Source organism: Paenibacillus sp. J22TS3, assembly GCF_018403205.1.
GTDB classification, from domain to species: domain Bacteria; phylum Bacillota; class Bacilli; order Paenibacillales; family Paenibacillaceae; genus Fontibacillus; species Fontibacillus tuaregi.
The window spans coordinates 113,391-136,967 of sequence record NZ_BOSF01000010.1; the positions used below are offsets into that span (position 1 = coordinate 113,391).

Annotated in this window: 23 protein-coding genes; 4 read left to right on the forward strand and 19 right to left on the reverse strand. The window is 47.8% G+C overall.

Going from position 1 to position 23,577, the window contains the following annotated elements:
* Nucleotides 1–54: 54 nt before the first annotated feature.
* The 4 genes from KJS63_RS23805 to KJS63_RS23820 all read right to left on the reverse strand — a co-directional run bounded on the left by KJS63_RS23805 (nucleotide 55) and on the right by KJS63_RS23820 (nucleotide 4,438).
* The gene (locus tag KJS63_RS23805) at nucleotides 55–651 is read right to left on the reverse strand and encodes an AAA family ATPase (RefSeq protein ID WP_213621376.1); all 597 of its coding nucleotides are present in this window, start codon (nucleotides 649–651) and stop codon (nucleotides 55–57) included.
* Nucleotides 652–796: 145 nt separating this feature from the next.
* Nucleotides 797–1,684: a hypothetical protein gene (locus KJS63_RS23810; protein WP_244862754.1), complete on the reverse strand. Its 888-nt coding sequence runs from the start codon at nucleotides 1,682–1,684 to the stop codon at nucleotides 797–799.
* A gap of 87 nt (nucleotides 1,685–1,771) precedes the next feature.
* Complete coding sequence (locus KJS63_RS23815) at nucleotides 1,772–4,210, reverse strand: heavy metal translocating P-type ATPase (RefSeq protein ID WP_213621377.1); 2,439 nt, start codon at nucleotides 4,208–4,210, stop codon at nucleotides 1,772–1,774.
* Nucleotides 4,211–4,237: 27 nt separating this feature from the next.
* Nucleotides 4,238–4,438: a copper ion binding protein gene (locus KJS63_RS23820; protein ID WP_213621378.1), complete on the reverse strand. Its 201-nt coding sequence runs from the start codon at nucleotides 4,436–4,438 to the stop codon at nucleotides 4,238–4,240.
* 255 nt (nucleotides 4,439–4,693) lie between these two features.
* Here KJS63_RS23820 and KJS63_RS23825 point away from each other — a divergent pair, with 255 nt between their 5' ends.
* Nucleotides 4,694–6,067, forward strand: a complete 1,374-nt coding sequence (locus KJS63_RS23825; protein WP_213621413.1) for an alkaline phosphatase — start codon at nucleotides 4,694–4,696, stop codon at nucleotides 6,065–6,067.
* Between the two features lie 149 nt (nucleotides 6,068–6,216).
* Here the strand turns inward: KJS63_RS23825 and KJS63_RS23830 are convergent, their stop codons facing one another.
* The gene (locus KJS63_RS23830) at nucleotides 6,217–6,903 is read right to left on the reverse strand and encodes a DUF4097 family beta strand repeat-containing protein (RefSeq protein WP_213621379.1); all 687 of its coding nucleotides are present in this window, start codon (nucleotides 6,901–6,903) and stop codon (nucleotides 6,217–6,219) included.
* Between the two features lie 232 nt (nucleotides 6,904–7,135).
* Nucleotides 7,136–7,900 carry an SDR family oxidoreductase gene (locus KJS63_RS23835; protein WP_213621380.1) on the reverse strand — a complete coding sequence of 255 codons (765 nt, stop codon included), beginning with the start codon at nucleotides 7,898–7,900 and terminating at the stop codon, nucleotides 7,136–7,138.
* A gap of 164 nt (nucleotides 7,901–8,064) precedes the next feature.
* Here KJS63_RS23835 and KJS63_RS23840 point away from each other — a divergent pair, with 164 nt between their 5' ends.
* Entirely contained in the window at nucleotides 8,065–9,624 is a 1,560-nt protein-coding gene (locus KJS63_RS23840) for a histidine kinase N-terminal 7TM domain-containing diguanylate cyclase (protein ID WP_213621381.1), read from the forward strand.
* 127 nt (nucleotides 9,625–9,751) lie between these two features.
* Here KJS63_RS23840 and KJS63_RS23845 read toward each other — a convergent pair whose 3' ends face one another.
* From KJS63_RS23845 to KJS63_RS23885, 9 genes are all read right to left on the reverse strand, one after another.
* Nucleotides 9,752–12,505: an endo-beta-N-acetylglucosaminidase gene (locus KJS63_RS23845; protein ID WP_213621382.1), complete on the reverse strand. Its 2,754-nt coding sequence runs from the start codon at nucleotides 12,503–12,505 to the stop codon at nucleotides 9,752–9,754.
* 291 nt (nucleotides 12,506–12,796) lie between these two features.
* Entirely contained in the window at nucleotides 12,797–13,306 is a 510-nt protein-coding gene (locus tag KJS63_RS23850; RefSeq protein WP_068620283.1) for an SRPBCC family protein, read from the reverse strand.
* Between the two features lie 33 nt (nucleotides 13,307–13,339).
* A complete protein-coding gene (locus tag KJS63_RS23855) occupies nucleotides 13,340–13,657 on the reverse strand; it encodes an ArsR/SmtB family transcription factor (RefSeq protein ID WP_213621383.1) in 318 nt (105 codons plus the stop codon).
* A 25-nt stretch (nucleotides 13,658–13,682) separates the two neighbouring features.
* Nucleotides 13,683–14,021 carry a DUF1801 domain-containing protein gene (locus KJS63_RS23860; RefSeq protein WP_213621384.1) on the reverse strand — a complete coding sequence of 113 codons (339 nt, stop codon included), beginning with the start codon at nucleotides 14,019–14,021 and terminating at the stop codon, nucleotides 13,683–13,685.
* Between the two features lie 165 nt (nucleotides 14,022–14,186).
* Nucleotides 14,187–15,242: a helix-turn-helix domain-containing protein gene (locus KJS63_RS23865; protein ID WP_374706310.1), complete on the reverse strand. Its 1,056-nt coding sequence runs from the start codon at nucleotides 15,240–15,242 to the stop codon at nucleotides 14,187–14,189.
* A 420-nt stretch (nucleotides 15,243–15,662) separates the two neighbouring features.
* Nucleotides 15,663–16,367, reverse strand: a complete 705-nt coding sequence (locus KJS63_RS23870; RefSeq protein ID WP_213621414.1) for an alpha/beta fold hydrolase — start codon at nucleotides 16,365–16,367, stop codon at nucleotides 15,663–15,665.
* A 20-nt stretch (nucleotides 16,368–16,387) separates the two neighbouring features.
* Nucleotides 16,388–16,987: a TetR/AcrR family transcriptional regulator gene (locus tag KJS63_RS23875; RefSeq protein WP_213621386.1), complete on the reverse strand. Its 600-nt coding sequence runs from the start codon at nucleotides 16,985–16,987 to the stop codon at nucleotides 16,388–16,390.
* A 3-nt stretch (nucleotides 16,988–16,990) separates the two neighbouring features.
* Nucleotides 16,991–17,749: an alpha/beta fold hydrolase gene (locus tag KJS63_RS23880; protein WP_213621387.1), complete on the reverse strand. Its 759-nt coding sequence runs from the start codon at nucleotides 17,747–17,749 to the stop codon at nucleotides 16,991–16,993.
* Nucleotides 17,750–17,949: 200 nt separating this feature from the next.
* Nucleotides 17,950–18,324, reverse strand: coding sequence for a DUF2101 family protein (locus KJS63_RS23885; protein ID WP_244862755.1), 375 nt, complete (start codon nucleotides 18,322–18,324; stop codon nucleotides 17,950–17,952).
* Between the two features lie 38 nt (nucleotides 18,325–18,362).
* Between KJS63_RS23885 and KJS63_RS23890 the strand changes: the two genes are divergently transcribed.
* Nucleotides 18,363–18,767 carry a VOC family protein gene (locus KJS63_RS23890; RefSeq protein WP_213621388.1) on the forward strand — a complete coding sequence of 135 codons (405 nt, stop codon included), beginning with the start codon at nucleotides 18,363–18,365 and terminating at the stop codon, nucleotides 18,765–18,767.
* A 116-nt stretch (nucleotides 18,768–18,883) separates the two neighbouring features.
* On the opposite strand, the gene KJS63_RS23895 is transcribed toward KJS63_RS23890, so the two are convergent.
* From KJS63_RS23895 to KJS63_RS23910, 4 genes are all read right to left on the reverse strand, one after another.
* Nucleotides 18,884–20,512: a GMC family oxidoreductase gene (locus KJS63_RS23895; protein WP_213621389.1), complete on the reverse strand. Its 1,629-nt coding sequence runs from the start codon at nucleotides 20,510–20,512 to the stop codon at nucleotides 18,884–18,886.
* A 258-nt stretch (nucleotides 20,513–20,770) separates the two neighbouring features.
* A complete protein-coding gene (locus KJS63_RS23900) occupies nucleotides 20,771–21,190 on the reverse strand; it encodes a DUF1259 domain-containing protein (RefSeq protein WP_213621390.1) in 420 nt (139 codons plus the stop codon).
* Between the two features lie 56 nt (nucleotides 21,191–21,246).
* Entirely contained in the window at nucleotides 21,247–21,666 is a 420-nt protein-coding gene (locus KJS63_RS23905; RefSeq protein WP_213621391.1) for a DUF1259 domain-containing protein, read from the reverse strand.
* A 118-nt stretch (nucleotides 21,667–21,784) separates the two neighbouring features.
* Nucleotides 21,785–22,363 carry a TetR/AcrR family transcriptional regulator gene (locus KJS63_RS23910; protein WP_213621392.1) on the reverse strand — a complete coding sequence of 193 codons (579 nt, stop codon included), beginning with the start codon at nucleotides 22,361–22,363 and terminating at the stop codon, nucleotides 21,785–21,787.
* A 163-nt stretch (nucleotides 22,364–22,526) separates the two neighbouring features.
* Between KJS63_RS23910 and KJS63_RS23915 the strand changes: the two genes are divergently transcribed.
* Nucleotides 22,527–23,420 (forward strand): ketopantoate reductase family protein, encoded by an 894-nt coding sequence (locus KJS63_RS23915; RefSeq protein ID WP_213621393.1) that lies wholly within the window; start codon nucleotides 22,527–22,529, stop codon nucleotides 23,418–23,420.
* The last annotated feature ends 157 nt before the right edge of the window (nucleotides 23,421–23,577 follow it).

Consider the following 23,577-nt stretch of genomic DNA (forward strand, 5'->3'; position numbering starts at 1 on the left):
GGTGGCTCGTAAATTTTATATCCAACTTATGAAGCATCACTTTCCCTCTCCGCTTCACCCGAACCACCGGATATGCTTAAGCTGTGTAGTGATCCGATCCATCGTCTTCTTCAGCCCGCCCCTCGAATCCGGCTCAAGCTCTATATGAAGATGTGCTGCAATAAGCTCAGCAGCCTCCGCAATTGTAAGATTATCCGTATTTAGATGACAGGCAAAAGTCTCATCTGCCAGGCTTTTCACACATCTGTCAATCTGCTGCGCAGCCCAGGAACCCTGGCCCTCGAACCGGCTTCGCAATCTCTTCAGCAGCACCTCTCTGGACACGGTTAAAGTAAAGTGATGAACATCCAGCCCGCTTCTCTTCAGCCTGCCGACAAGTTCATCCCAGTATCCGGGATCAGTCACGGTCATGGGTACGATCAGAGTTCCGTCGTAACCCGAAGCGATATAGGTTAACATCTCATAGTTAATCCCTCTCCACACCGGGTGCTCCTGAAAATCCGGTTGTGCCATCTCCTGCGGGATATTGGTCCGGATATAGTAACCCGCATTCTCGGGATCGAATACAAAGGACCGCGGGATTCTCCGGTGCAGCTCATAAGCAGTCTGTGTCTTGCCTGCCCCAAAAGCGCCGTTCAGCCATATGATCATATCTGTCACTCCTAAAGTTCAGCTCTATATTCTAGACGCATTCCCCCGGCAAATGTTCTGCCCGGCCATCCTCCGTCCTGCTGCGCCATGCACAGCAAAGCCCGAAGCAGTGTTCTGCTTCGGGCTTGAGTTGTTGGTTTACTTGTTAAGATACCTTTACTACAAAAGGAACCACGAACACTTTACCTTGATGCTGGAACTGTCCCCATATTTTATATACTCCTGCCTTCGGGAAGGTAGTCATGAACTGGGCAGCTGGTCCGGTCGACGATTCGTTCATCGGATGCACATGAAGATACTGCTCCGTATCCTCACTCATGATGACCACATGTCCTACTGCTCCCAAGTACGGTTCCAGATCATCCACCGGTTTGGCCGAGGCAGCGTCTGAGATCCGGAAAGTCAGCATCGACTCCGAGCCCGCTTTCAGGGAATCAGCCGAGAGAACTGCGGTATAGCCGTCCACGGTCTTCTCCAGCTTGGAATCAGGCGTTATGGCGGCCTGCGGGAACGCTTTACCCTGTACTTTAACCCATGTAGTTATGGTTGCAGCAGACTGGCCTGTCGGGATAAAATCTGCAACCAGCTTGTAATCTCCCCCTGCCGGGAAGGAGGTCTCTACTTCAAACTGGCCGTCGCCCTTGTACTCAGGATGAATGTGGTCGAAGTAAGACAAATCTTTGCTTACCATAATCAGATGCATCTTCTTCTCATGATTCAGATCAAAGCTTTGGATAGGCTTGCCCTGTCCATCCATAACCTTAAGAGAAACCACGGCATTGGTGCTGGCTTGAGGCTGCTCCGGGGAGAACCTCCAATCCACTTCGATGTTAGCGGACTGTTCCCCAATACCGGACTCCTTGTGTTCTCCGTGCTCCATATCATGTCCCCCCTCTGCCTTCTGGCTATCATCCGCATGGCTTCCCGTCGGTGTTGCCTGCTGCCCATCATGCTGCCGGCTCTCCGCTTTCCCGCAGGCAGCCAATAGGAGAACGGCCGAGAGCATTACAATGATTAGCTTGTTCATGTTCATAATATAGGAACTGAACGCCCTAACGGTTAAGGCGTTCAGTTCAACACCACACTCCTTTACATTCAATTTATGACGATTTAGGGAAACCTACAATTTCACCTTTTGCAGACGAAGCGCATTGAGGACGACTGATACCGAGCTAAGTGCCATGGCTGCCCCAGCTAGCCATGGAGCCAGGAAGCCAAGTGCGGCTACCGGAATGCCGATGACATTATAGGCCAGTGCCCAGAACAGATTTTGCTTGATGTTCAGCATGGTCTTCTTACTCATGTATACCGCATCTGGAATGCTGTTAAGGTCTCCCCGCATCAGGGTCACATCCGCCGCTTCCATCGCCACATCGGTCCCTGTGCCAATGGCCATTCCGATATCAGCTGTGGCCAGGGCGGGGGCGTCATTAATGCCGTCCCCAACCATAGCCACCTTGCGGCCGCTCTCCTGAAGTGCCTTCACTTCGGCAGCTTTGCCCTCCGGAAGTACTTCAGCCAGCACACGGTCAATTCCGACTTGGGCAGCGATCGCCTGAGCGGTACGCTCGTTGTCTCCCGTGATCATAACGACCTCAAGGCCAAGAGCCTTCATCCGCGCAACGGCTTCTTTGGACGTCTCCTTAATCGTATCGGCTACGGCTACTATCCCGGCATACTCCCCGTTCACCGCCACCAGCATTGCGGTCTTGCCCGCTGCTTCCAGCCTGTTCATTTCCTCATAGGCCATCTGTGCGGCAATGTCATACTTAGCCAGCAGCTTCCGTGTACCAATGAGCACCTCTTGGCCCTGAACGACAGCACGGATGCCGTACCCTGGGATGGCTTCAAATTCTTCTGCTGCAGGCAGCTCTATCCCCCTGGCACGGATGCCTTGCACGATCGCTTCCGCCAGCGGATGCTCCGAATTCTTCTCCGCAGCGCCTACCCATGGCAGCAGCTGCTGCCCGGTATACCTGCCGGCTGCAACAATTACATCGGTAAGCTCTGGCGTGCCTTTGGTCACTGTGCCGGTTTTATCCAGTACAATGGTCTGAATCTGGTGGGTAGCTTCCAGATGCTCCCCGCCTTTGAACAGAATGCCAAGCTCTGCGGCACGCCCCGAACCTGCCATAATGGAGGTAGGTGTAGCCAACCCGAGGGCACAAGGGCAGGCGATAACAAGCACGGCGATAGCTTTCTCAAGGGCGCTTGAGAAGTTTCCTGGTTCCACGGCAAAATACCATACCAGGAAGGTGACCACGGCGATTCCCACCACAATAGGGACAAAAATTCCCGAGATGACATCTGCCACACGCTGAATCGGGGCTTTTGACCCCTGTGCCTCTTCTACGACCCGGATAATCTGAGACAGAGCTGTCTCGCGGCCGACCTTGGTCGCACGGACTCTAAGCACCCCGTTCTTATTGATGGTTGCCCCGAACACCGGGCTGTCCGCACGCTTCTCCACCGGAAGACTCTCACCGGTCAGCATGGATTCATCAACTGAAGATACCCCTTCTGTAACCACGCCGTCTACAGGAACTTTCTCTCCCGGCTTTACAATAACAATATCTCCAACCACAACTTCCTCAATCGGAACAGAAAGCTCTTGTTCCCCTCGTACAACCAGAGCGGTCTTGGCCTGAAGACCCATCAGGGTCTTAATGGCTTCTGAAGACCTTCCCTTGGCAAGCGCCTCAAACAGCTTGCCGAGCAGAATCAAAGTAATCAGTACACTGCTGGTTTCGTAGTACAGCTGCACTTCGGAATGTCCATGAGCATTTAAGCTTTGAATTGACAGGTACAAGCTGTAAAAGAATGCCGCTGAAGTTCCCAGAGCCACAAGCACATCCATATTGGCGCTGCCATTGCGCAGCGCCTTATAAGCTCCCTTATAGAACTGGGCCCCTATAATGAACTGAACCGGTGCGGCAAGAACAAGCTGGAACCAAGGATTCATGAACAGCTCAGGCAGCCAGATGAAGGAAGTAAACGAGAAGTGGCTTACCATCGCCCAGAGAAGCGGGAACGACAGGATTGCCGAGGCAATCAGCTTTCGCTTCTGTCTGACAATCTCTTTCTGACGGTGATCCCCTTCATCCTTCTTCTCTGTCTTCAGCGAAGCGGTGTAACCGATCTTCTCCACCTTATTGATCAAGTCCTGGACTGAAACCTCCCCGGGCGAGAATTCAACCTGAGCGGTCTCAAGTGCTAAATTCACTGAAGCCCTCTTCACACCGCTCATCTTGCTCAAGCCCTTCTCAATCCGTGTTGCACACGCGGCGCAGGTCATTCCGGTAACCTGGAAATCAACCGTCTCCTTAACCGTTCCATAACCAAGAGCTTCAATCTTCTGCTCAAGCTTCGCCGCATCTACTACAGCTGGATTATAGGTCACAGAAGCTTTTTCCAAAGCAAAATTCACATTCGCTTCAGAGACCCCTTCCAACTTGCCAAGTCCTTTCTCAATCCGGTTGGCACACGCCGCACAGGTCATTCCGGTGATCTGAAGAACAGCCTGCTCCTGCTCCTGTCCCAATTCCTTCGTCCTGTCCATGCCGATCCACTCCTGTCTCCTAGGCGATTATTTAACCTCGTACCCCTGATCCTCAATAGCTTCCTTCAACGATTCCAATGAAATTTCAGCCTCATTATATTCTACTTCAACCGACTTCGCGGCCAGATTCACCTTGCCTGATGCCCCCGCCTCGCGCAGGGCCTTCTCAACCGAATTTACGCAATGTCCACAGGACATGCCCTCAACTTGTAACGTAACTTTGTTCATTTATAATTCCTCCTTCAGAATGGGTTATGTCTTGATTTCATTTATACTATACCCCCCTAGGGTATAAAAGTCAACAGACAAATCCCAATTTTTTCATCCAGCTTCCCTCTCTTCATTTCCCACCAAGCCCAAACTTTACAATACTTTTACGAAAAGACGACCTTCCTCTTATATTTGAAGACTACCCTTATGGGTGTGACGACCAGCATTCGGGTGGGAGTCCCATAAGCACTTATTCTAAGGAGGTCAATAATGATTAACAAACTATCCAAGAAAATCATCCCTACTGCACTCCTCACTTCTCTGGCAGTGACTGCAGCGTTATCAGGAGGAGTTGTCAGCTCAGCTCCAGCAGCCACACCTAAGAAGGACAACAATGAAATCCGCAATGTGATCTTCCTTATCGGGGACGGCATGGGCGTCTCCTATACAACCGCTTACCGTTATTTAAAAGACAACCCGGCTACTCCTATTATGGAGAGAACCGAATTTGACAAATATCTGGTCGGCAACCAAATGACTTATCCGGAGGATGAGAAAGAGAACGTAACGGATTCTGCCTCTGCTGCTACGGCGATGTCAGCTGGGGTCAAGACCTACAATGCCGCGATCGCTGTAGACAATGACCATACTGAGGTGAAGACCGTTCTGGAAGAAGCCAAGCGAGCGGGCAAATCTACAGGGCTTGTGGCAACCTCGGAGATTACTCACGCGACACCTGCCGCTTTTGGTGCTCACGATATCAGCCGCAAGAATATGGACGCTATTGCGGATGATTATTACAACGAGAAAATTAACGGCAAGCATAAGGTCGATGTTCTGCTTGGCGGCGGGATGAGCAACTTCGTACGCAAAGACAAGAACCTGACCGACCTGTTCAAGAAAGACGGCTACAGCTATGTCACGAACCGCGATGATCTGCTTAAAGACAAAAACAAGCAGATTCTTGGCCTGTTCGCTTCCGGCGGTCTGGACAAAGCGATTGACCGCACCAACCAGACTCCTTCACTTGAAGAGATGACCAATACGGCGATTTCCCGCTTAAACACAAACAAGAACGGTTTCTTCCTTATGGTGGAAGGAAGCCAGATTGACTGGGCTGGCCACGACAATGATATTGTAGGCTCCATGAGCGAAATGGCGGATTTCGAGAAAGCCTTCAAAGCTGCCATCGATTTTGCCAAGAAAGACGGGCACACTCTCGTAGTAGCAACCGCTGACCACTCCACAGGCGGTCTCTCTGTTGCGGCTAACGGCAAATACAACTTCGATCCAGCCCCGATCAAAGCCGCCAAGCGGACGCCGGATTTCATTGCTGCTGAAATTTTCGGTGGTGCAGATGTGGAAGCCACCCTGAAGAAGTATATTACCCTTACCCTGACTCCTGAGGAAATTCAGTCCGTGAAGGACGCGGAAGCCAAGAAGGAGAAGGATGCTACTGCAATCGACAACGCGATTGAGAAGATTTTTGATGTTCGTACGAATACAGGCTGGACCACTGGAGGTCATACCGGTGAGGACGTGCCAGTCTATGCATACGGGCCAGGCAAAGAGAAATTCGCCGGACTGATTGATAATACGGACAATGCAAAAATTATCTTCCAAATTCTTAAGAACGGCAAAAAATAATTAGCCATTAACAAGCGAAAGCACCTTCAGTCAGATGAACTGAGGGTGCTTTCGCTTGTTCCTAGCTGTAAATCATATAAGTAAACCCGGCTGCATAATTCCGTTCCATTAATGGGGTGATTCTAGTGCTGCCGCGAACGCTGTTTCAGTTATTTGTTAGCCTGAGTAATAGCAAAAGAGCTATCTTTTGCTTGAATGTTAATAGTCCCGGTCCCTTTGCCCTTTTTATATTTATACGTTGAGCCGAAGTGGAAGCTTGGCCAGCCTTTGGGAACAGAAACTGCACTTCCATCAGCTGTCAGCTGCAGTTTGAAATGATTGGCCTTCGAATTAAAGTCAATCGAGCCTGCACTGTTAGTTAATTTATAGTTGAGAGTTTTACTATATCCGTTAGGCACAGATACCGATAAGGCTCCCTCTTTGCTCTCTAGATTATAATTCACATTCATCTTAGGCAGACTTACGCCTGCATGATTGGCGTTAACCGATATCGTCTTGTAAGTATCTTTCGGCAGCCTAATAATAATTCTATCCTTCAGACTGCTGTTTTCGGTCTGGTCTTTGCCCTTGGTGCTGATTGTTATTACAGACCCGTTGACCTTGGATGTTACCTGAAATTTGGAACCGTCATAGTCATATTCGAGCTTGCCGTTTTTCGAACTTTCAAAGTTCACATTACAATGGTTAGCTACCAGCTTAATCTCGTTAATCCCACCAGACCCTGGCGTCCGTCTGCCCACATCCTGCGCGTCTGTTCTGCCAGCCATTGACAGCACACTGGTCACAGAAATCACTCCAAATAATACAAAACCTAGATACCGTCTGATCCGTGTCACTTTATGTATAACTCCCTTCGTTAATCATCCTAAATCATCACTTTCCCCAAGGAAAAGCATCAAAAGAAATACCTATTATGAAGTCAATAAAATCCCTCATAACAAACAGAGTAGAGCGTTTCTTCTCTGTCTACAATGAGGGATTACATTGCAAATACTGGAAACTTGTTATCTTGAATCCTCTGTGCGGCCTGCATTCCGCCGGGTGTTCCGGGCAGAAAGCGGCTGATGACTACAGATGGGTACCTCCGCTCGCGTCAAGCAGCTGCCCGGTTACCCAGCGGCTGTCTGGCGAGGCCAGGAAAGCAGCGATGTCCGCAATATCCTCCGGCTGGCCCCATCTGCGGAAGACAGAGAGACCAGCTACGGTCTCATGGCCAACCGGGTCATTCAGTGTTGGAGCATTCATTTCCGTAGCCACAAAGCCGGGCTGTATAGCGTTGATCGTGATTCCCCGTGCACCCAGTTCAGAGGATAAACTCAAGGTCAGCGCATTAATGGCGCCTTTGGTCATCGTATAGGCAGGAATCTCCGGCAGAGAGATTCTGGTTACAGCCGAAGACATGTTAATGATGCGGCCGTCATCCCGCAGCCTGGGCAGAGCCTGCTGAACGAGGAAGTAGGGCATTTTCACATTAATATTCATGAGTGTATCAAAGTCTTCCTCCACCGTATTCTGAATCGTTCCCGGCCGGGCAATCCCTGCGTTATTCACCAGAATATCCAGCCGGTTGTCCCCTGTCCGCTCCTTCAAAGCCGCATCAAGCTTATCGTACAGCTCATGTATGCTTGCCAGTGTGCGGAATTCCACACCCAGCGGGAACGCCCTCCCCCCGCTTTGTTCAATGCTGCGGACCACCTCATCTGCCGCTTCCCGATTCCTGCCATAATGCACAGCCACAAGGGCCCCTTCCTGTGCCAGCCGCGCCGCCACAGCACGTCCGATCCCCCGGCTTGCCCCGGTTACGAGCGCAACTTTATTCTTAAGTTTTCCCATGTACTCCATCCCCTTCTAGTGATTTAATCACTAGAAATATAGCATGGGTTAAACTTCGTAATGTTGCTGTCTAATTCGGGTGAAAACTTCCCGTACTCATTCCCTGCACCTTGAGGTAAAATGAAGTCATCATTCTACCGGATAAGGCGGATGCTCCCTATACTATGAATTCTCAAATTACAACTTATATCACGCTGGTAACTACTTCAGGCGTACTCAGTGTCTTCCTCACGCTGTATACGTTCACCAAACGGAATGAAATTCCCGGTTCACGCACGTTCATCTGGTCCACCATCGCTTCCGCGATATATATCTTTGCGTTTGCCTTTGAGCTGGCCAGCAGCTCGCTTGCAGAAATCAAGGGCTGGACGACGGTAGAGTATATCGGTATGCCTTTTGTACCTGTTCTCAATCTGCTGCTGATCTTCCGTTACATCGGCCGAAGGGTGCCAAGGGCTACTGCCGCGCTTATGTTTGTCATTCCGGTCATAACCCTGATTATGGTCGCCACTAATGATCTTCACCATTGGTTCTATAAATCCATCTATTTGCGTGCCGACACGCCTACACCTATGGCGGATGTGGTCATCGGCAGATGGTACATCGTACATGGAGCCTATACGTTCGGCAGCCTGCTTGCCGGGACACTGCTGCTGATGAGCCAGTGGAACGGTACCGGCAAGGTCTACCGCAAACAGCTCCTCATTCTGATCTGCGGCCAACTGCTGCCGATGACAGGCGCATTTCTGTATTTGATTGGGGTTACACCTGATGGAATGGACCCCGTGCCGATCATTATGTGTGTCACTTCAGGTTTATATATCTGGGCCATGATTTCAGCCCGTATGCTGACCATCATCCCCATTGCCAAAGAAAGAATCTTTGAGAGCATGCGCGACGGTGTCATTGTCCTAGACGCCTCGGACAGGCTCATCGAATATAACCAGACCATTGGTAAGATGGTGCCTGGAATTCATCCCTCCATGCTGGGGCAATCCCTGGACACCGTCTGGCAGCAGCTGACCGGGGAACCCTTCCCAGTCAGCTGCCGGATGGATGGTGCGGAGGAGGAAATGAAGTGGGACACGGCCGGTGCCGCCCACCATTTCCAGATCCGCTGCTCCGTCATCCGGCGGCGGGACAAGGAAGAAGCCGGCAAGCTGCTGATGCTGGTGGATATCACCCCCCAGAAGCAGCTTGAGGAGCAGCTGAAGCGGCTTGCCTTTTACGATGGCTTGACTGGCATCTTCAATAGGACGCATTTCATCTATCAATGCAAAGAGCAGCTTCAGAGCACCCAGGCCGAGGGCACGCCGCTGTCACTGATCCTGTTCGACATCGATCACTTCAAACAGATCAATGATACGTACGGCCACGATACCGGGGATGAAGCCCTGCGCCATGTCGTAAACGTATGCACCCAGCAGCTGTCTGCTGACATCCTGTTCGCAAGGTATGGTGGAGAGGAGTTTGTTCTGAGTCTCCCGGGAGCAGGAACGGACCAAGCCGGAGCACTCGCAGAGAGCATCAGGTCTGCTCTAGAAGCGGCGCCCTTCATGGCGGGCGGCACCTGCATCAGGCTCAGCGCCAGCTTTGGTGTGGCCCAGTCAACCGGAGCGGATCAACCGTTGGAAGCCCTGCTGCGGGACGCGGATGAGGCCCTGTACACCTCGAAAAGAGCCGGCCGCAATACGGTGAGCCTGTTCAGCCCGGCTCAGCCGTAATCTTGTGCCGGGAGGATTTATATTTACAGCTTCCGCCTCAGCGGGATTCCACCTTGAGATGGCGGTCAGAAATGCAGCTTACTGAAACAAGAGAGCACAGCCATTAGCCGTGCTCTCTTAAACGTTGTTATCTCAGGTAAGTGGTTGCCTGGTTACCGGCGTAATCCTCAATCACAAGCTTAAGCTTGCTTGTAGTGGAAGACGGGGTAAACGTGAGTTCTCCCAGCTTGGTTCTTCCTCTTAAAATGTAAGGGAACTTCTTCGGTACATAAGTGACTCCAAACTCCAATGGAACATTATCCTCATAGACATAGAGGTAATGCCAATCCTTCAGAGTTGGAAGAGCCAGCGTATAAGTGTTGCCTTTTACAGTCGCCATCTCTTTGGGGTAAGCCTCCACCTGTTTGTCGGCCAGTCGGCCACGATAAGTCACAGGAGTCTTCCCGCTCGCAGAAAGGGTAAGAGTATACCGGTCCCCATTCACAGGCAGTCCAGTCAGCAAGGCAGATCCGTCTCCGCTCTCCGCCGTTATTGTCTTCGTAAACGGATTATCTGTATACTCTGTAGTCAATGTTATCGCTAAAGGTACAGACGGAGCCGCAGCAGGGTTGCTCCAGGATACGGTGGCTTCCCCGTTGCTGTTTGGTTTGACAGAAATATGACTGACGGCGCTGTTTAGATCATAATTCAGCTTAGCTGGGGCACTTTCCGTTCCGTCCGCTCCAACCGCCGTAAGTGTGAGCTCGCCCGCAGGCTTGTTCAGAGACTTGATATAAAATACAGAATCATAGATCCCGCCAATATAGGAGCCATTCTCATAAAGATTGTACTGCTTCACCTTGGAGTAATCCTGGATATCCCAGGAAACCATCATTTCCTTGGTATCCGTAAGCACCTTGGTCAGCTTGAAGCCGGTCGGCGTCTCTGGCCGGTCTTCGAAGCCATCTGTAAGCTTGATCTGCCCAATGTTCATTTGGTAGTTGTCCACGATTTTAGGCCCCTTCTCAAAGCTCAGGCCAATGGCTGCAATGGTTCTGTCTTTATACGGCTTCAAATCAAGCGACTGGGTGGTCCAGCCCTTTGTTTTGTCTCCTGAATTTGGGATTTTTACTTTCACAATTTTGTCAGGGTGATCCTTAAAGATAAGCCCCACGTTCATAGACGATTTGTCACTGGCTGAACTCTTGTTATAGGTGATGGACAGCTTGGAATCTTTGGCGACGGACAGCTCAGTTTTATATAGGCGCAGGAAGTTGTCCGCGTCCAGCTTGCCGTTGACGACCAAGGAACTGCCACCGTTATACCCTCCGACAGGCTGATAGGTATAACGTTCCCCTTTGTTGTATTTGCTGCCATAGTCAAAATCAGCTGTCAGCTTGCCGCTCTTGTTATCCCACCACCACTGCCAGGTGACCGGAACATCCTGGATATTAATATTGGACCATTCCTTGCCGTTCGAGACAGAGCCGTTCACATAGTACTCCAGTCCATGACCCGTATTGAAACTAGTGCTGAACTGGCTGCCCTGGATAACCGAGCGTTCCGTTATGTACGCGGCTATGCCATCCCAGTTCGCACCGGAGGCTTTAACATCCGAAAGATTGACGTTCGCATTGCGCTCCGCACGGGAAGGGTCCTGGTTAGGCCCTGACCACCAGGCCCGGTCCCGGACAAAGGTCATCCATTGGTAGTTGTCGTCAGCTCTGCGGTTCATATCGGTTCCGCCCATATCCTCATCCAGAGCATGGTGGGTGAAATCCGCCCCCAGAGTCGCAATACTGTTCATCGGCTGGCCCTGATCATCCAGATTCAGGCGGAGATCATATTTCTGCTTCCACCGCCCGAAATCCCCGTTACCGCCCTCAACTCCAGCAAAGACAGTCTTAAGCGGATCAAGTCCCAGGCTCTTGGCGTGCTCGCTGGACTGTTGGAGCTTGCTCTTGTTCCACCAGTAATTCAGGAATATGGAGTCAGATACCTGACCAAGCTTTGGATCTTTTACAAATGGACTGTTGTTTGCATTGAACTCATTCTGATAAGCAATTTTTCCGGTGGAATCCAAGATGGAGTCGTACCACTGAACATACATCCCTTGGTCGGTCAAATACTTCATAAACTGCTTATACTTTGGAATATCCTCGGAAGCAACGCCTTTGGCGGCTTCCTCCTGGTTGAAGAAGTAACCGTCATACCCGTAGTATCGCGCCATCTCCACCAGCTTTTTGGCGGCTGGGAATTCTCCTTTACTGTCTTGCACAAGCAGCTGCTTATAGGTTTGTGGCCCACGGTCGTTATCCGAGAAAAAGATACAGGCGATGGAACGCACGCCATTCTTGTGAGCCGCATTCGTGTACCCGGGGTTAGGGATATTCAGTACCCCGAATTCAAACCATTTCTCCGTCCAGTCCTTATTCGGATCATATAATTCCTCCGGCACCTCTGCGGTAGGCATCCCGTGCCAAGATCCGTAGTAGTCCGTATACTGCCAGAAGTTGAACAAGTACTCACTAAATTCATTCGTATAAGAATAGCTGTCAAAAAACGCATTGCCGTAGTCACCGCTCAAGGTAAAGTTCTGTGTCTTCGAACTCAATGCAGGCTTAGCCTGTGTGGCCGGGAATGCACCAATCCGTTTCTGGAGTGGGACCCGGGCACGGAGCATATCCCCGTACACATCGCTTTCCGGGGTCCATTCCATAATATTGGAGCTGGTATACCCGTGCTGATACGGCTGATTGGCTCCCTTGGCACTTTCCCCTTGATAAGGCAGGGTATCTCCGGCGAGAGCCATTGGGGCGAAGGAGAAGCTAAGCATAGCTGAAGTTAGAGCAAAGACGGTAGATCTTGCCGCAATGAGCCTATGAACGCTGCGCAGTTTCATAATCTGTCTCCTTTCTGGTTTCACAAATATTTACTTAACCCTATGTCCGGCCCCCTTCTCTCTTTGGTAAATCTGCCGTGCTTCTGGAGCAGCCCCAGCAGTTATGAATAAGATAATTTATGTAAGCATTTTCAAATAGGGCGAAATTAAAGATATCCTGTTTAAAATATAGAAAAATCTAAAACCACTGCTAGAATTTATAGACCAAAACAGCGCTTACCCTAAACGGGAAGCGCTGTTTCTTAATCCTAAGTTTGTTAACGATTCGCAGCTCAGCAGATAATAGATCAATTACAGCTGACTTGCAAGGTATTCTGCGAGCTGATCGAACGTTCCTCCAAATCCTTGTTTAACCATAGGAGCCATGCCATCGAATGCGGCCTGTTCTTCATCGGACGCGTTCAGCGGACCCCCTTGAAGTGTAAGCGTAGTCTGCCCGTCGTGTTCTTCGAGTGTAAGGATATTTATAATTTCAAGCGGCCAGTTAGGGTTGAACGGAGCGCGTACGGTGTTCCCCTGTTCATCGGAGAACGATTGAATGAAGACAAGCTTCTCTGGAACGGTTACTTCCTGATAAACGAACTTGCCCCACATGACTTGACTTCCATCAGGAGACTTCTGACAGCCCAGAAACATACCTCCCGGGCGTACCTCCATTTTAACTACCTCAAGCGAAAAGCCCTTCGGTCCCCACCATTGTCCGAAATGCGCTGGGTCTGTCCAAACTTTAAAAACCAGCTCCCGGGGCGCCTTAAAAACACGGCTCAACAGTAATCCTTGCTGCTCTTTGTTCTCACTCATAACATATCCTCCTCGAATTAGAGTAGACTCATCCTACGTTTTCTTCTGCAATTCTTCCAAGTAATCGGCAAGCCGGTCAAAACGTTCTTCCCACATAGACCTGAACGACTCCAGCCATTCGTCCATTTCTTGAAACGGCTCCGGTCGCAGATGATAAATACGGCGGTTCGCCTCTGCTTGAACTTCTACCATTCCGGCCTCATGCAGGACCTTCAAATGCTTGGACGTCTGCGGCTGCCGGATCTTAAGGCAATCCGAAATTTCTCCTACGGTTAAGGGGCCCTGCCCTAGCAGTTCAACAATCTGCAATCGGCTGGGTTCGGCGAGCGCACTCAAAGTTGTCTGTTTCATTTACCCTTCCCCCGATTCATGACACTTACAGCGTACTTGAAGCCTGCTCTAACAGACTAGCCAGCAGGGCATAGTCCGGCGTGTCCCCTTCCCGGATTTTCAGCCATTTTCTCTCCGGTGGGCCATCGAATTCTTTAGGAACTTCCAGACCGGTAGCGTTCATAATCATAAAAGCGAGCGCATCCTTCGACGGTGAAATTACAGCTGCATAATGTCCATTCTTCAGGAAATGCGGCTTCTTATACTGAATCCGTTCTTCAACCTCTGGAATCACTTCGTGAACCAGATTCCGAAGCTTACTGCCCATTTCGACCTGCCACGGCTGACTAAGGTTCTCGATAAAAGAAACAACCTCTTGGCTCATATACACCCTCCAATATTGTAAGAATAAAGCAATCTACTTCCTGCCCATAATATACCACATGAGGAATATTCCTTCAAGGGAATTTTCAAAATGTCCGCGGAAAATCCACCGCAAATTCTCGGTCCGTTCACCTGGAATCTATACAGAAGTATTTTTTAGTACTTTTCATTTAGTTTTATTAATAAGCTCTATATATTGCGAATCCCCATAACCTACCGTAGGAAAAAGCCCAAATAATCTCTGAATTAATTCTGATGTGGGTAAATCTTTATTTTTGGAAATATATCTTACTACTGCATTATCTTCCTTCAGCATGTCTAAATAGATGCCTATCGCTTGATACATGACTGGAAGCAGCTCACAGGACGGCTTGTTATGATTGATCAATACTTCCCTGTATGTTGTACAATAATGGCCTAACTTCAGTTCAATTTGATTGACCTTAAATTCATCTTCTCTAAAGCAATTTAAGAATACCTTGCCTTCATAACCAGACTGTTCAAGATAGGAAAGCAGGGTAAGCAGGTTCATTTGACAAAACATGTCTTCCCCAAACCATAAAACAATACATTTATACTCCTTATGAAATAGACCGTATAAGGGAACAATGACTTTTTGGATATAATTCTCCACCGACTCATGATGACCAGCAGCCCTTGTCTCGATAAACTCCTGATCAAAAATTTGTGCAGTAGTCGCGTTTACACACATCGCCTCATTAAATGGAGCGTAATCCGAATCCCCCATCAGTCTGTTGTCCTTAAAGTCCTCATACATAACTTGGCCATTCAGTATGTTGAGTACATCTTTGTCAAACAGCTCGCCCTTCTCCCTTTGTAACTGTTCAACCTCCACTTTTCTGGAAAAATTCATCTTGTACCCCTCTCCATCCGCATTCATAGTGAGTTTGAAAAATGACTGAACAGGCAATCTGTTAAGTTGATATTCCCTGGGATTGATCCCAAAAACTGCTTTAAAAGCCCTGCTATATGCCTCTTGCGAGGAATAATCGTATTCAAAGGCAATGTCAATGATCTTCCTGTCCTGTTCCAAATCTTCTATGGATAAATACAATCTTCTAAGAAGAATATAGCGCCTAATACTTATGCCTGTGACTTGGTGAAATTTAAACGAACAATAATACGGCGAGTATCCCATGTAATTAGACAACTCATCTAATGAGAAATGATCCTTTAAATGGTCTTCAATCCAATCAACCATACGCTGTGCCTGTTCACTCACGAATCTCACCCCTAGATGGAATTATAAGAGGTATCCATATCTTTCTTATGATATTTCTTGTGATATGATATATAATAATCTTCACATCTAAGGATAGCTAACCCTTGTTACCCATGCGAAAAACACCTCCAAGGTTGTCTCCATATCTTATGACATGGCTGCATTTCTCTTAGAGGTGTTTTATTGGTTTCACTTCACAAGGTCATCTATACCAAATGAACTTATGAAGGTTATACTTCTTGGGCGCTGCGATGCCGAGTGTTCTTTAAGGCCACTGTTGTCTACGAAATCCTTGAAATAGATAACCAAGTAGGAGCATTTCGGAGACCAAGGCGGACGCTCCGCTTCTTCAGAATCACTCGGCCTCTCCGCTGAGATCGGTTAATTCTAAAGTTCATTTTATATAGCTTCATCAAACTTCAAAAACTTTTTGACGACCTCCAAAAATGCCTCTAATTTAGAACTATGAACATCGTGTCCGGCACCCTCTATGGTCACTAGCTCACAAGCCGGAATTAAATTACAAACCTCTATCAATTTATCCTGGGGCACATGACTGGTAGCCCCGCCCCCAATAATGAGTGTGGGTGCAAGTATTTCAGGGAGATCCTCCCACCATTTGGGATTGGGTTCATTGAGCTGCTGCAGAATTGACGGGACCACTATCCAATCAAAGGTTAAAGGCTCAGAGGGCTCAGGAGGGATTTCAATCTTTGTATCCAAATATGGTGGCGGTGTATCCTCGACGATCAAGCGTTCTATTCTCGATGGATACCTCTCCGCAAAGAGATAAGATACGGTTCCCCCCATAGAATGTCCCAGCAATGTAAACTGTTCTATCCCTAGGGTATTCGCAAAAAGGTGTAGATCCTCACACATGAGCTCAAAAGAGTACAACCCTGATCTTGCACTGCCGCCGTGCCCGCGTTGATCCAGACTCAGCACCCGGTATTTTTGGCCTAATACAGCAGCAACCTCATCCCAGGATGCGGCATTCCGGCTTAAAGCGTGAAGACAAATCAGCGGTGGTGCGGACACCTCTCCAGTTTCCCGATATTGAAATAGCTGACCATTCAGCATAACTTGCTTTGCTTGTATTTCCAGCATTCGTCTTCTCCCCTTCCCTATTCTTCGGACGGTAGGACACAGAACTGTTCTATGATTTGCTTTTTCATTTCCGCAACGGGGTACTTCTCGGGATATATGGCCATCATCAGCATCGTACCGTGCAGAGTGGACGAGAAGTATAGTGATTTTAATGGCGCATTCGCACCCTCCAGCTCCGCAAACATCCCGCACTGCACCTCAAATTGTTCGGCCATCGCTTCATTGAGTATTTGGCTGTATTTGGACAGAACCTGATCTTCTTCAGGCTGTGTCTGTAAATGTAAATAAAACCGGTACACCTTGGGCCGCTGCCCAACATTATCAAGAGCCCCCTCAATGATGTGTTTCAACTGTTCAGCTGGGGAACTTAGGGCGGCAGCTGTCTGCATCACTTGGGTGATTTCATCGACCCGGCAGAGAACCATCTCGTTTAAGAGTTCCTCTTTTCCCTTGTAGTAATTGTAAAGCAATCCTTTGGAAACACCGGCTCTTTTGGCTATATCATCAATCGAAGCATCATGGTACCCCCGCTCGATAAAAACCTCCATTGCCGCATTTCGAATATTTTCTTTGGTGGTTTGCCGAATTCGGTCGTTCTCTTCTCGTGTTCTTGGCATTAATCAAATTTCCCCTTCTATAAAATCATGAATATGCCTGGCGAGCTCATTTGCATGGGTCAAAGTAAACATGTGATCTGCCCCATCCATTTCAACAAACCGGATGGCAGGAATCCGCTTGAATTGCTCCGCGATCTTGAACATGTCCGGCCATTCAACGGTACCATGAATAAACATCGTCCTGACTGCAATCTCCTCGAGCCTTTCAATTGCCGGCGGCTCAGGCCAGATGACCTCAAAGCTCTTCCATTCGCTAAATACTCTGGTCATGTATTGAGTGGTCATTTCGTGAAGGAAGTCCCGATAAGATCCAGCCATTGTGATACGGTAATTGGGGCCGGCCAAGGATAGCTCCACCAACCGGGATATATCTGGAGCAGCCGAATTCACCGACTCCATCCACCCGGTATATTCCGGGGACGGTACAAAACCCGTTAACCAAGGGGCTACTACAACCAGCCGATCCACCATCGAAGGATACGTTAGCGTAAAGTCCGTCACTGCCTGACCGCCCATGGAATGGCCGATCAGAGTAACCCGCTCTAGCTCCAGGTGCTCCAGCAGCATCCGCAAATCCTCCACCAGATTTATCGGTGTCTGAGGAGCAGGTGAGTGTCCGGTTCCCCGGCCATCAAACGTAATTACTTTGTAGGTTTGCGCTAACCTTGGAACTACGTACTTCCACTCCCTCGAATCAACACCCGGGCTGTGTAACATGACTAGCGGCAAGCCTTCTCCTTGAATTTCATAAAAAAGATCCAAGATAAGTCCCTCCCCGTTTTACGTACTAGATACCTGCAAGTGTAGTTTAACTTATGACTGAACGTACAGTCAATACAAAATTGACCCCCTCCACAAGCTAAAACTGGATGGAAGCTGCCAAGGGCACCCTCAAGTCTCCAGATGTCAACAGTCTCACAAAAACAGGAACTTTATTGCCCGCTTTCGAATTACCTGACCATTCAGCTTACTTGGAGTTTTCTCAGGATTTCGAGTAAAATGACGTTCAAACTGACCCATACCCCACCAAATACGTATCCTGCAGCAACATCGCTAGGAAATTGGACCTGGAAATAAATCCGGCTTACTCCAACAAGCAGACATATGAGAATAACCACTACAGCAACCAAAAACCGTATGACCCTCTGGCCGTAATGCCGCAGCAGCAAAAAAGCGGAAAACCCGCAAACGGTAATCGATGTGAGCGTTTCTTTGCTGGGAAAGGTATTAAATAACTGATATCCCAGCAATTTTTCGCGGGCTGTAAGGGCAATCCATATGAGACACTCCTGACATAACGTTGTCAGGAGTGTCTTTGTATAATTAGAATCAATCACAAGTATTCACCATGTCATTATTGAAAGGATGATTTCTTTTGAATTTCGCTTCTGTGCGTATTATTACTAACGACTTGGATCGACTTGTCACGTTCTATGAGCAAGTCACAGGTGTTTCGGCTGAGCGCCCCGCGCCAGTCTTCGCTGAGTTCGTCCTGCCATCCTGTACTCTAGCGATCGGCCACTACCAGACAATGCAGCTGTTCGGCGCTGGTTCCGTACGCGCTGCCGACAACCACTGCGTAATCATCGAGTTTCGCGTCAACGACGTCGATGCCGAATATGTACGCCTGAAACCATTTGTAAACGAGTGGGTGCAAGAACCCACCACGATGCCATGGGGAAATCGCTCTGCACTGTTACGCGACCCTGACGGCAACCTCGTAAACCTCTTCGCGCCGTTTACCAAGGAAGCGCTTGATCGATTCAAGGACAGACCTTGACTAACAGTGCCCCTGCACTAAGCAGACTATAGTGTTCGCCCCTGCAAAAGCCCCGGCTTGGAATATTAGGAATTCCAAGCCGGGACCATTGCACTCTTTTGGATAAGAATACTCGCTTACTCTTCATTCCCCTCATGCCGGGGACTTTTTCTATTGCGATTAGGATCTTTCTTATCCAGTAATAGCAGTTGCCTGGCAATCGTATAACCTATAAGGAATGCAGGTGCCGAAACATTACCGTCCACCGTAAATGGAATAATAGAAGCATCGGCAACAATTAAATCCTTCACCCCGTGCACGTTCCCCCTTCGATCAACAACTCCTCCTCTAGTTAAAGGGGCCATACGTAATGAACCCTGCTGGTGATGATTGTGGTCAAAGTTTTCTTTAATAAACTCCTCCAATTTGACATCATCCTCAATGATATCGGTTGTTGGTGAAATAAGCTCGTACGAAGGGTCGATGGACGCGAGCTCTGCCGCTATGTTTTTAACATAAGTTCTGTAAATATTTTTTACTGCCTCCATGTCATCCGGGTTGACCAGAAATCCTTCATCAGCAAGCACAATTTTTAGTGGATCATTGTTTTGGATTTTAATAAAGCCCCGGCTCTTGGGACGTAAGTACAGAATTGCCAAGGTTAAATTGCTGCCAGAACCAATGCCAATAAGTTGAACAGCCCGACGGTTTCCATTAGCCTCTGTAGGATCGGGCAAAAAAGCGCCTCCTGTATAAAGGGCATTCGGATCATTCGCAGGCAGGGCATTATCATTTGGATTGGTTGTAAAAACCGCAAAGTTAAGCGTATGATTCCTCAACCTCTGACCTACGTTTGAATTATTAAAAATAACAGGGACACCAGCTTTTTTCAGCAGTGCAGCCGGTCCGATTCCAGACAGCATAAGCAGTTGAGCGCTATTGATGCCTGCTGATATAATGACCTTTTTCCGTGCGTAGGCGCGCATGCGCTTCCCTTCCTTAAGGAATTCCACTCCTGAAGCACGCTTATTGGCAAAAAGTACACGTAAAGCTGTCGATTTAAAGAATACTCTTAGCTGTCTGCCGTTAACACCGCGACCAGACGGAGTCATGATGTCCGGAGAAAAAAAGGCTGTTGAAGAATTCTCCCTGCGACCGTTCGGATCTTGATACAATTGCCACCGGGTAAAGGGACCAAGAGGGGTTTTAGGGTCATTATAATCAAGAATCTCCGGAAAACCTGTTGCCTTCTCTATAGCTGCAGTGAGCTTTTCAGCCATAGACGTTGGATGTTCTGGAGCCTGCCTGATATCGATCCGTCCGCGGAATCCCCGTGCTCTTGGGTTATTAGTTTCACCGTTATACTTTTCTAATCTCTTGAACCGGCGTATCGCCCGTCTGGGTGACCAAAGCGGGCCCAAAAGCTTTTCCCATTCTCTAAAGACAGCTGATGTAGGCCGTACATACTGTTCCCCGTTAATCGAAGACCCCCCACCTAAGAGGCGTCCTGTGGTCCATTCAAATGCTCGTTCATCCAGTCCTTCTTGGGGAATGCCTTCCCCTTGCCAAAAGTATTGGGGGAAAAATTGTTCCTCCAACTCAAACGCAAATGTAGAATCCCTAATCGGTTTATCTCTATCGTTGTTCTCGCCAGCTTCCAAGACAAGAACTGATGATTGTTTATTATCACTAAGTAATTTTGCGATGACTGCACCAGCCGGACCTGTTCCTACGACAATGTAATCAAAGGTCAATTTCCTATTCATCAAAGCTCCCCTTGTTAAATGGACTACTGTCAGAATATTGCTTCTCCCTGTCCTAAGTTCCTGAGCGGAATCAAAAAAAGATCCGCCTCTGGCGGACCGGTTGTCATTTGCAGCTGGGGATAACATCAGCATGAAAAAGCGACCTCCCACGGCCGCTTCTCTCAAGGTACAATCAAATTATACAACCAACTACGTGCTCTTCTTTAATCTACTATTGAATCCATTGCGGCGAATGAAGCGCTTGCGCTCTACTAACAATTAACCCAAGAAAGCAATGGAGCGTTTGACTTTCTTTGCAAATGCAATGGGATCATCAATCGACTCCCAGTGAACATACATCAGTCGCGGTTTATCAAACAACCAGTGATTATGAACTGCCGTTACTTTAATCCCGTTATTCCGAAGATTTGTCAGCAGCCGGTTTACTTGACCTTGGAATAAAGCTGTTTCCCCTAAACAAAGTGCACGGCCTGAGCTGTTCAGGGATTCGAAGGAGAATAGTTGGTAGCGGACCAAAGGAGAAGTGGTACGTCTTCCTAAAATCGTTGCATTAATTTTTCTGTTTCTCGAGACAAAACAAACCGGACCTTTTGTAATTTCATGCTCCGTTCCACCTAAAATAGTTGAGAATTGATTACATAGCTTTTTAAAGCGAGGACTTGCTTTAACTTCTGCCATACGGAAATCATCCTCTCATTAAATGATATAAACTTAGGGCGGATAGCTCAACGGTATTAACCTAAGAATTTGATGGATTCTTTGGTCTTTCTTGCAAAGGCCACAGGATTATCAATGGATTCCCAATGCATATACATTAAGCGGGGTTGTTCATTGAGCCAATGGTTATGGACTGCGGTTACTTTAATCCCACGCTTACGGAGATTTGACATCAATCGATTAACCTGATTTTGATGTACGGCAGTTTCACCCAAACAAAGCGCGCGGCCCGATTTATCAAGCGATTCAAAGGAAAACATTTGCATTTGAACCAAAGGGGAACGTGTTCTTTTTCCCAAAATAGTCTCTTTTAGATTCGTCATCCGTGTGACAAAGCAAACCGGGCCTGCTTCAACCTCCGATTCGCCTCCTAATATTTTTCCAAATTGCATACACAGTCTCTTGAATTGTGAGCTAACCTTTACTTTTCCCGCCATTCCAAGTCCTCCTTTAATCAAATTCTAAGTATTCTATGATCAAAGAGGAGGATTGTATTGGACCAATTACTTATGTTGAACACAATCTTTGAGAAGCTGGCAAAGGATCACCAAGGGCTCACTTGAGATGCAAACCAATACCGTTCATTACATAGGAATGAACAACGTTTACAAGGAAATCGGTTCGAGCCATTTCTCCATCCTTTAACCAGTAGTGGGCAGCACCATAAATCGCGGAGCCCGTCATGGCCGAAATGATTTTTAAATGGTGGTTGACTTCCATTTGGTGGATATTTCCTTTTAAAAATATATTTTCTATCGTTTGCTGCAGCAGATGTTTTATTTTATCATCAACGATCTTAGCAATAGACTTGGAATCCATTCTGCATATCTTGTAAAAGTCAACGATATAACGATAGGTCAGCAGGATCAGCTGGTCGCATACTTCCCCTGTAAACTCCTTCGCATTCGCCACATCTTCCGGGATCATCCCGCGAAAAGCCTGTTCTATGGTCTCTTCCAGCAAAGCATATTTATCTTCATAATGCGTATAAAAGGTAGCTCGATTAATGGTAGCTTTTTGTGCTATATCCTTTACGGATATGGATTCAAATCCTCTACTCCGCAACAATTCTCTAAATGATTCCATTATCAACTGTCGTGTACGCAAAACTCTTGGATCTTGCAGATTAACCATATCCATATCCCCCTTCTTAAACATCAAAAATCACAATGTGTTGTCTAAGCAACCTTTCCCTAGGTTTTGTCTGTTGAATTCACATGAACCCTGCAATAATATGTTACAGACGACAGTGTTGTTTAAGCAACTTATGACTAAATTCGCTGAAAGGAACGAACAAATGAACATCCATCAAAACAGACTCCTGATTGTTGGTGCCGGTGTGATTGGCAGTGTATACGCTCTGCGATTTGCGCAGTACGGACTGGACGTAACCATGCTTGCGCGTGGACACAGGCTGGATGTATTGAAGAAGGACGGGCTGAGATACAACGATAACGGGAAGATCAAGCAGATATCCATCAAGACGATAGAAAAGCTTGAAAACGATGATATTTATGATTACATTTTTGTTCCTGTACGTTATGATCAGGCCGAATCTGCACTAACTTTGATTAAGAATAACCAGAGCAGAACCATTGTGACCTTGACCAACACCGTTGGATATGATGACTGGCTTGAAATTGTGGGTGACCGTCTACTCCCAGGATTCCCGGGTGCGGGTGGGGACATAAAAGAGGACGTTCTTTACGCCCAATTCGGATCGGAAAAGCATCAAGGGACCATCTTCGGTGAAATAAATGGACGGATAACCGAAAGAGTGCGAGAACTTGCTCATATATTTAAGTCAGTGGATTTGCATTATGAAATCCAACAAGACATTCTGGCATTCCATATTTCGCATACTGCGATAGCTATCACCAACAAACATTTCTATACCCATGACGGAATGGTCGATTTAGAGACAGCGAGAAGTGCAGACATTCTCATTAAGATCGCAGCCGATATTAAACAAAACATTCACCTGTTAGAGCAAAACGGAATTCCGGTAATCCCACCTGAAACGAAGAGGATGGCGGAATTGTCAGACAACGATATTATTTCCGGGTACCGTCAGATGCTGAGTAATGACTTTATCATTGATGTAAAGCTGGGGAACCATGCTATCCGTCAAAAAGCAGAAATCATGCTGCTTGATGAGATGTTTCACAAAAAGATGTCTATCCAGCGATAACAATCTGGCTTATTTTGGGCTGTAAAATAGTCTCTTGTCTCCCAGATTAAATGGTCCTTCTGCTGATCAAGTTCTCAATTTTAACTTCACGTGTTGTCTCTATTAAAAACTAAAGATCCGCTTGGTTAGCGGATCTTTAATACAAAATTATGGCTTC

Excerpts from the sequence above, each read along its gene's own strand:
- KJS63_RS23855 (WP_213621383.1), bottom strand. The coding sequence starts at position 13,657 with ATGAAACAGACAACTTTGAGTGCGCTCGCCGAACCCAGCCGATTGCAG.
- KJS63_RS23810 (WP_244862754.1), bottom strand. The coding sequence starts at position 1,684 with ATGAACATGAACAAGCTAATCATTGTAATGCTCTCGGCCGTTCTCCTA.
- KJS63_RS23905 (WP_213621391.1), bottom strand. The coding sequence starts at position 21,666 with ATGGCGGGAAAAGTAAAGGTTAGCTCACAATTCAAGAGACTGTGTATG.
- KJS63_RS23865 (WP_374706310.1), bottom strand. The coding sequence starts at position 15,242 with ATGGTTGATTGGATTGAAGACCATTTAAAGGATCATTTCTCATTAGAT.
- KJS63_RS23835 (WP_213621380.1), bottom strand. The coding sequence starts at position 7,900 with ATGGGAAAACTTAAGAATAAAGTTGCGCTCGTAACCGGGGCAAGCCGG.
- KJS63_RS23840 (WP_213621381.1), top strand. The coding sequence starts at position 8,065 with ATGAATTCTCAAATTACAACTTATATCACGCTGGTAACTACTTCAGGC.
- KJS63_RS23805 (WP_213621376.1), bottom strand. The coding sequence starts at position 651 with ATGATCATATGGCTGAACGGCGCTTTTGGGGCAGGCAAGACACAGACT.
- KJS63_RS23850 (WP_068620283.1), bottom strand. The coding sequence starts at position 13,306 with ATGAGTGAGAACAAAGAGCAGCAAGGATTACTGTTGAGCCGTGTTTTT.
- KJS63_RS23860 (WP_213621384.1), bottom strand. The coding sequence starts at position 14,021 with ATGAGCCAAGAGGTTGTTTCTTTTATCGAGAACCTTAGTCAGCCGTGG.
- KJS63_RS23910 (WP_213621392.1), bottom strand. The coding sequence starts at position 22,363 with ATGGTTAATCTGCAAGATCCAAGAGTTTTGCGTACACGACAGTTGATA.
- KJS63_RS23845 (WP_213621382.1), bottom strand. The coding sequence starts at position 12,505 with ATGAAACTGCGCAGCGTTCATAGGCTCATTGCGGCAAGATCTACCGTC.
- KJS63_RS23820 (WP_213621378.1), bottom strand. The coding sequence starts at position 4,438 with ATGAACAAAGTTACGTTACAAGTTGAGGGCATGTCCTGTGGACATTGC.
- KJS63_RS23900 (WP_213621390.1), bottom strand. The coding sequence starts at position 21,190 with ATGGCAGAAGTTAAAGCAAGTCCTCGCTTTAAAAAGCTATGTAATCAA.
- KJS63_RS23895 (WP_213621389.1), bottom strand. The coding sequence starts at position 20,512 with ATGAATAGGAAATTGACCTTTGATTACATTGTCGTAGGAACAGGTCCG.
- KJS63_RS23815 (WP_213621377.1), bottom strand. The coding sequence starts at position 4,210 with ATGGACAGGACGAAGGAATTGGGACAGGAGCAGGAGCAGGCTGTTCTT.
- KJS63_RS23875 (WP_213621386.1), bottom strand. The coding sequence starts at position 16,987 with ATGCCAAGAACACGAGAAGAGAACGACCGAATTCGGCAAACCACCAAA.
- KJS63_RS23915 (WP_213621393.1), top strand. The coding sequence starts at position 22,527 with ATGAACATCCATCAAAACAGACTCCTGATTGTTGGTGCCGGTGTGATT.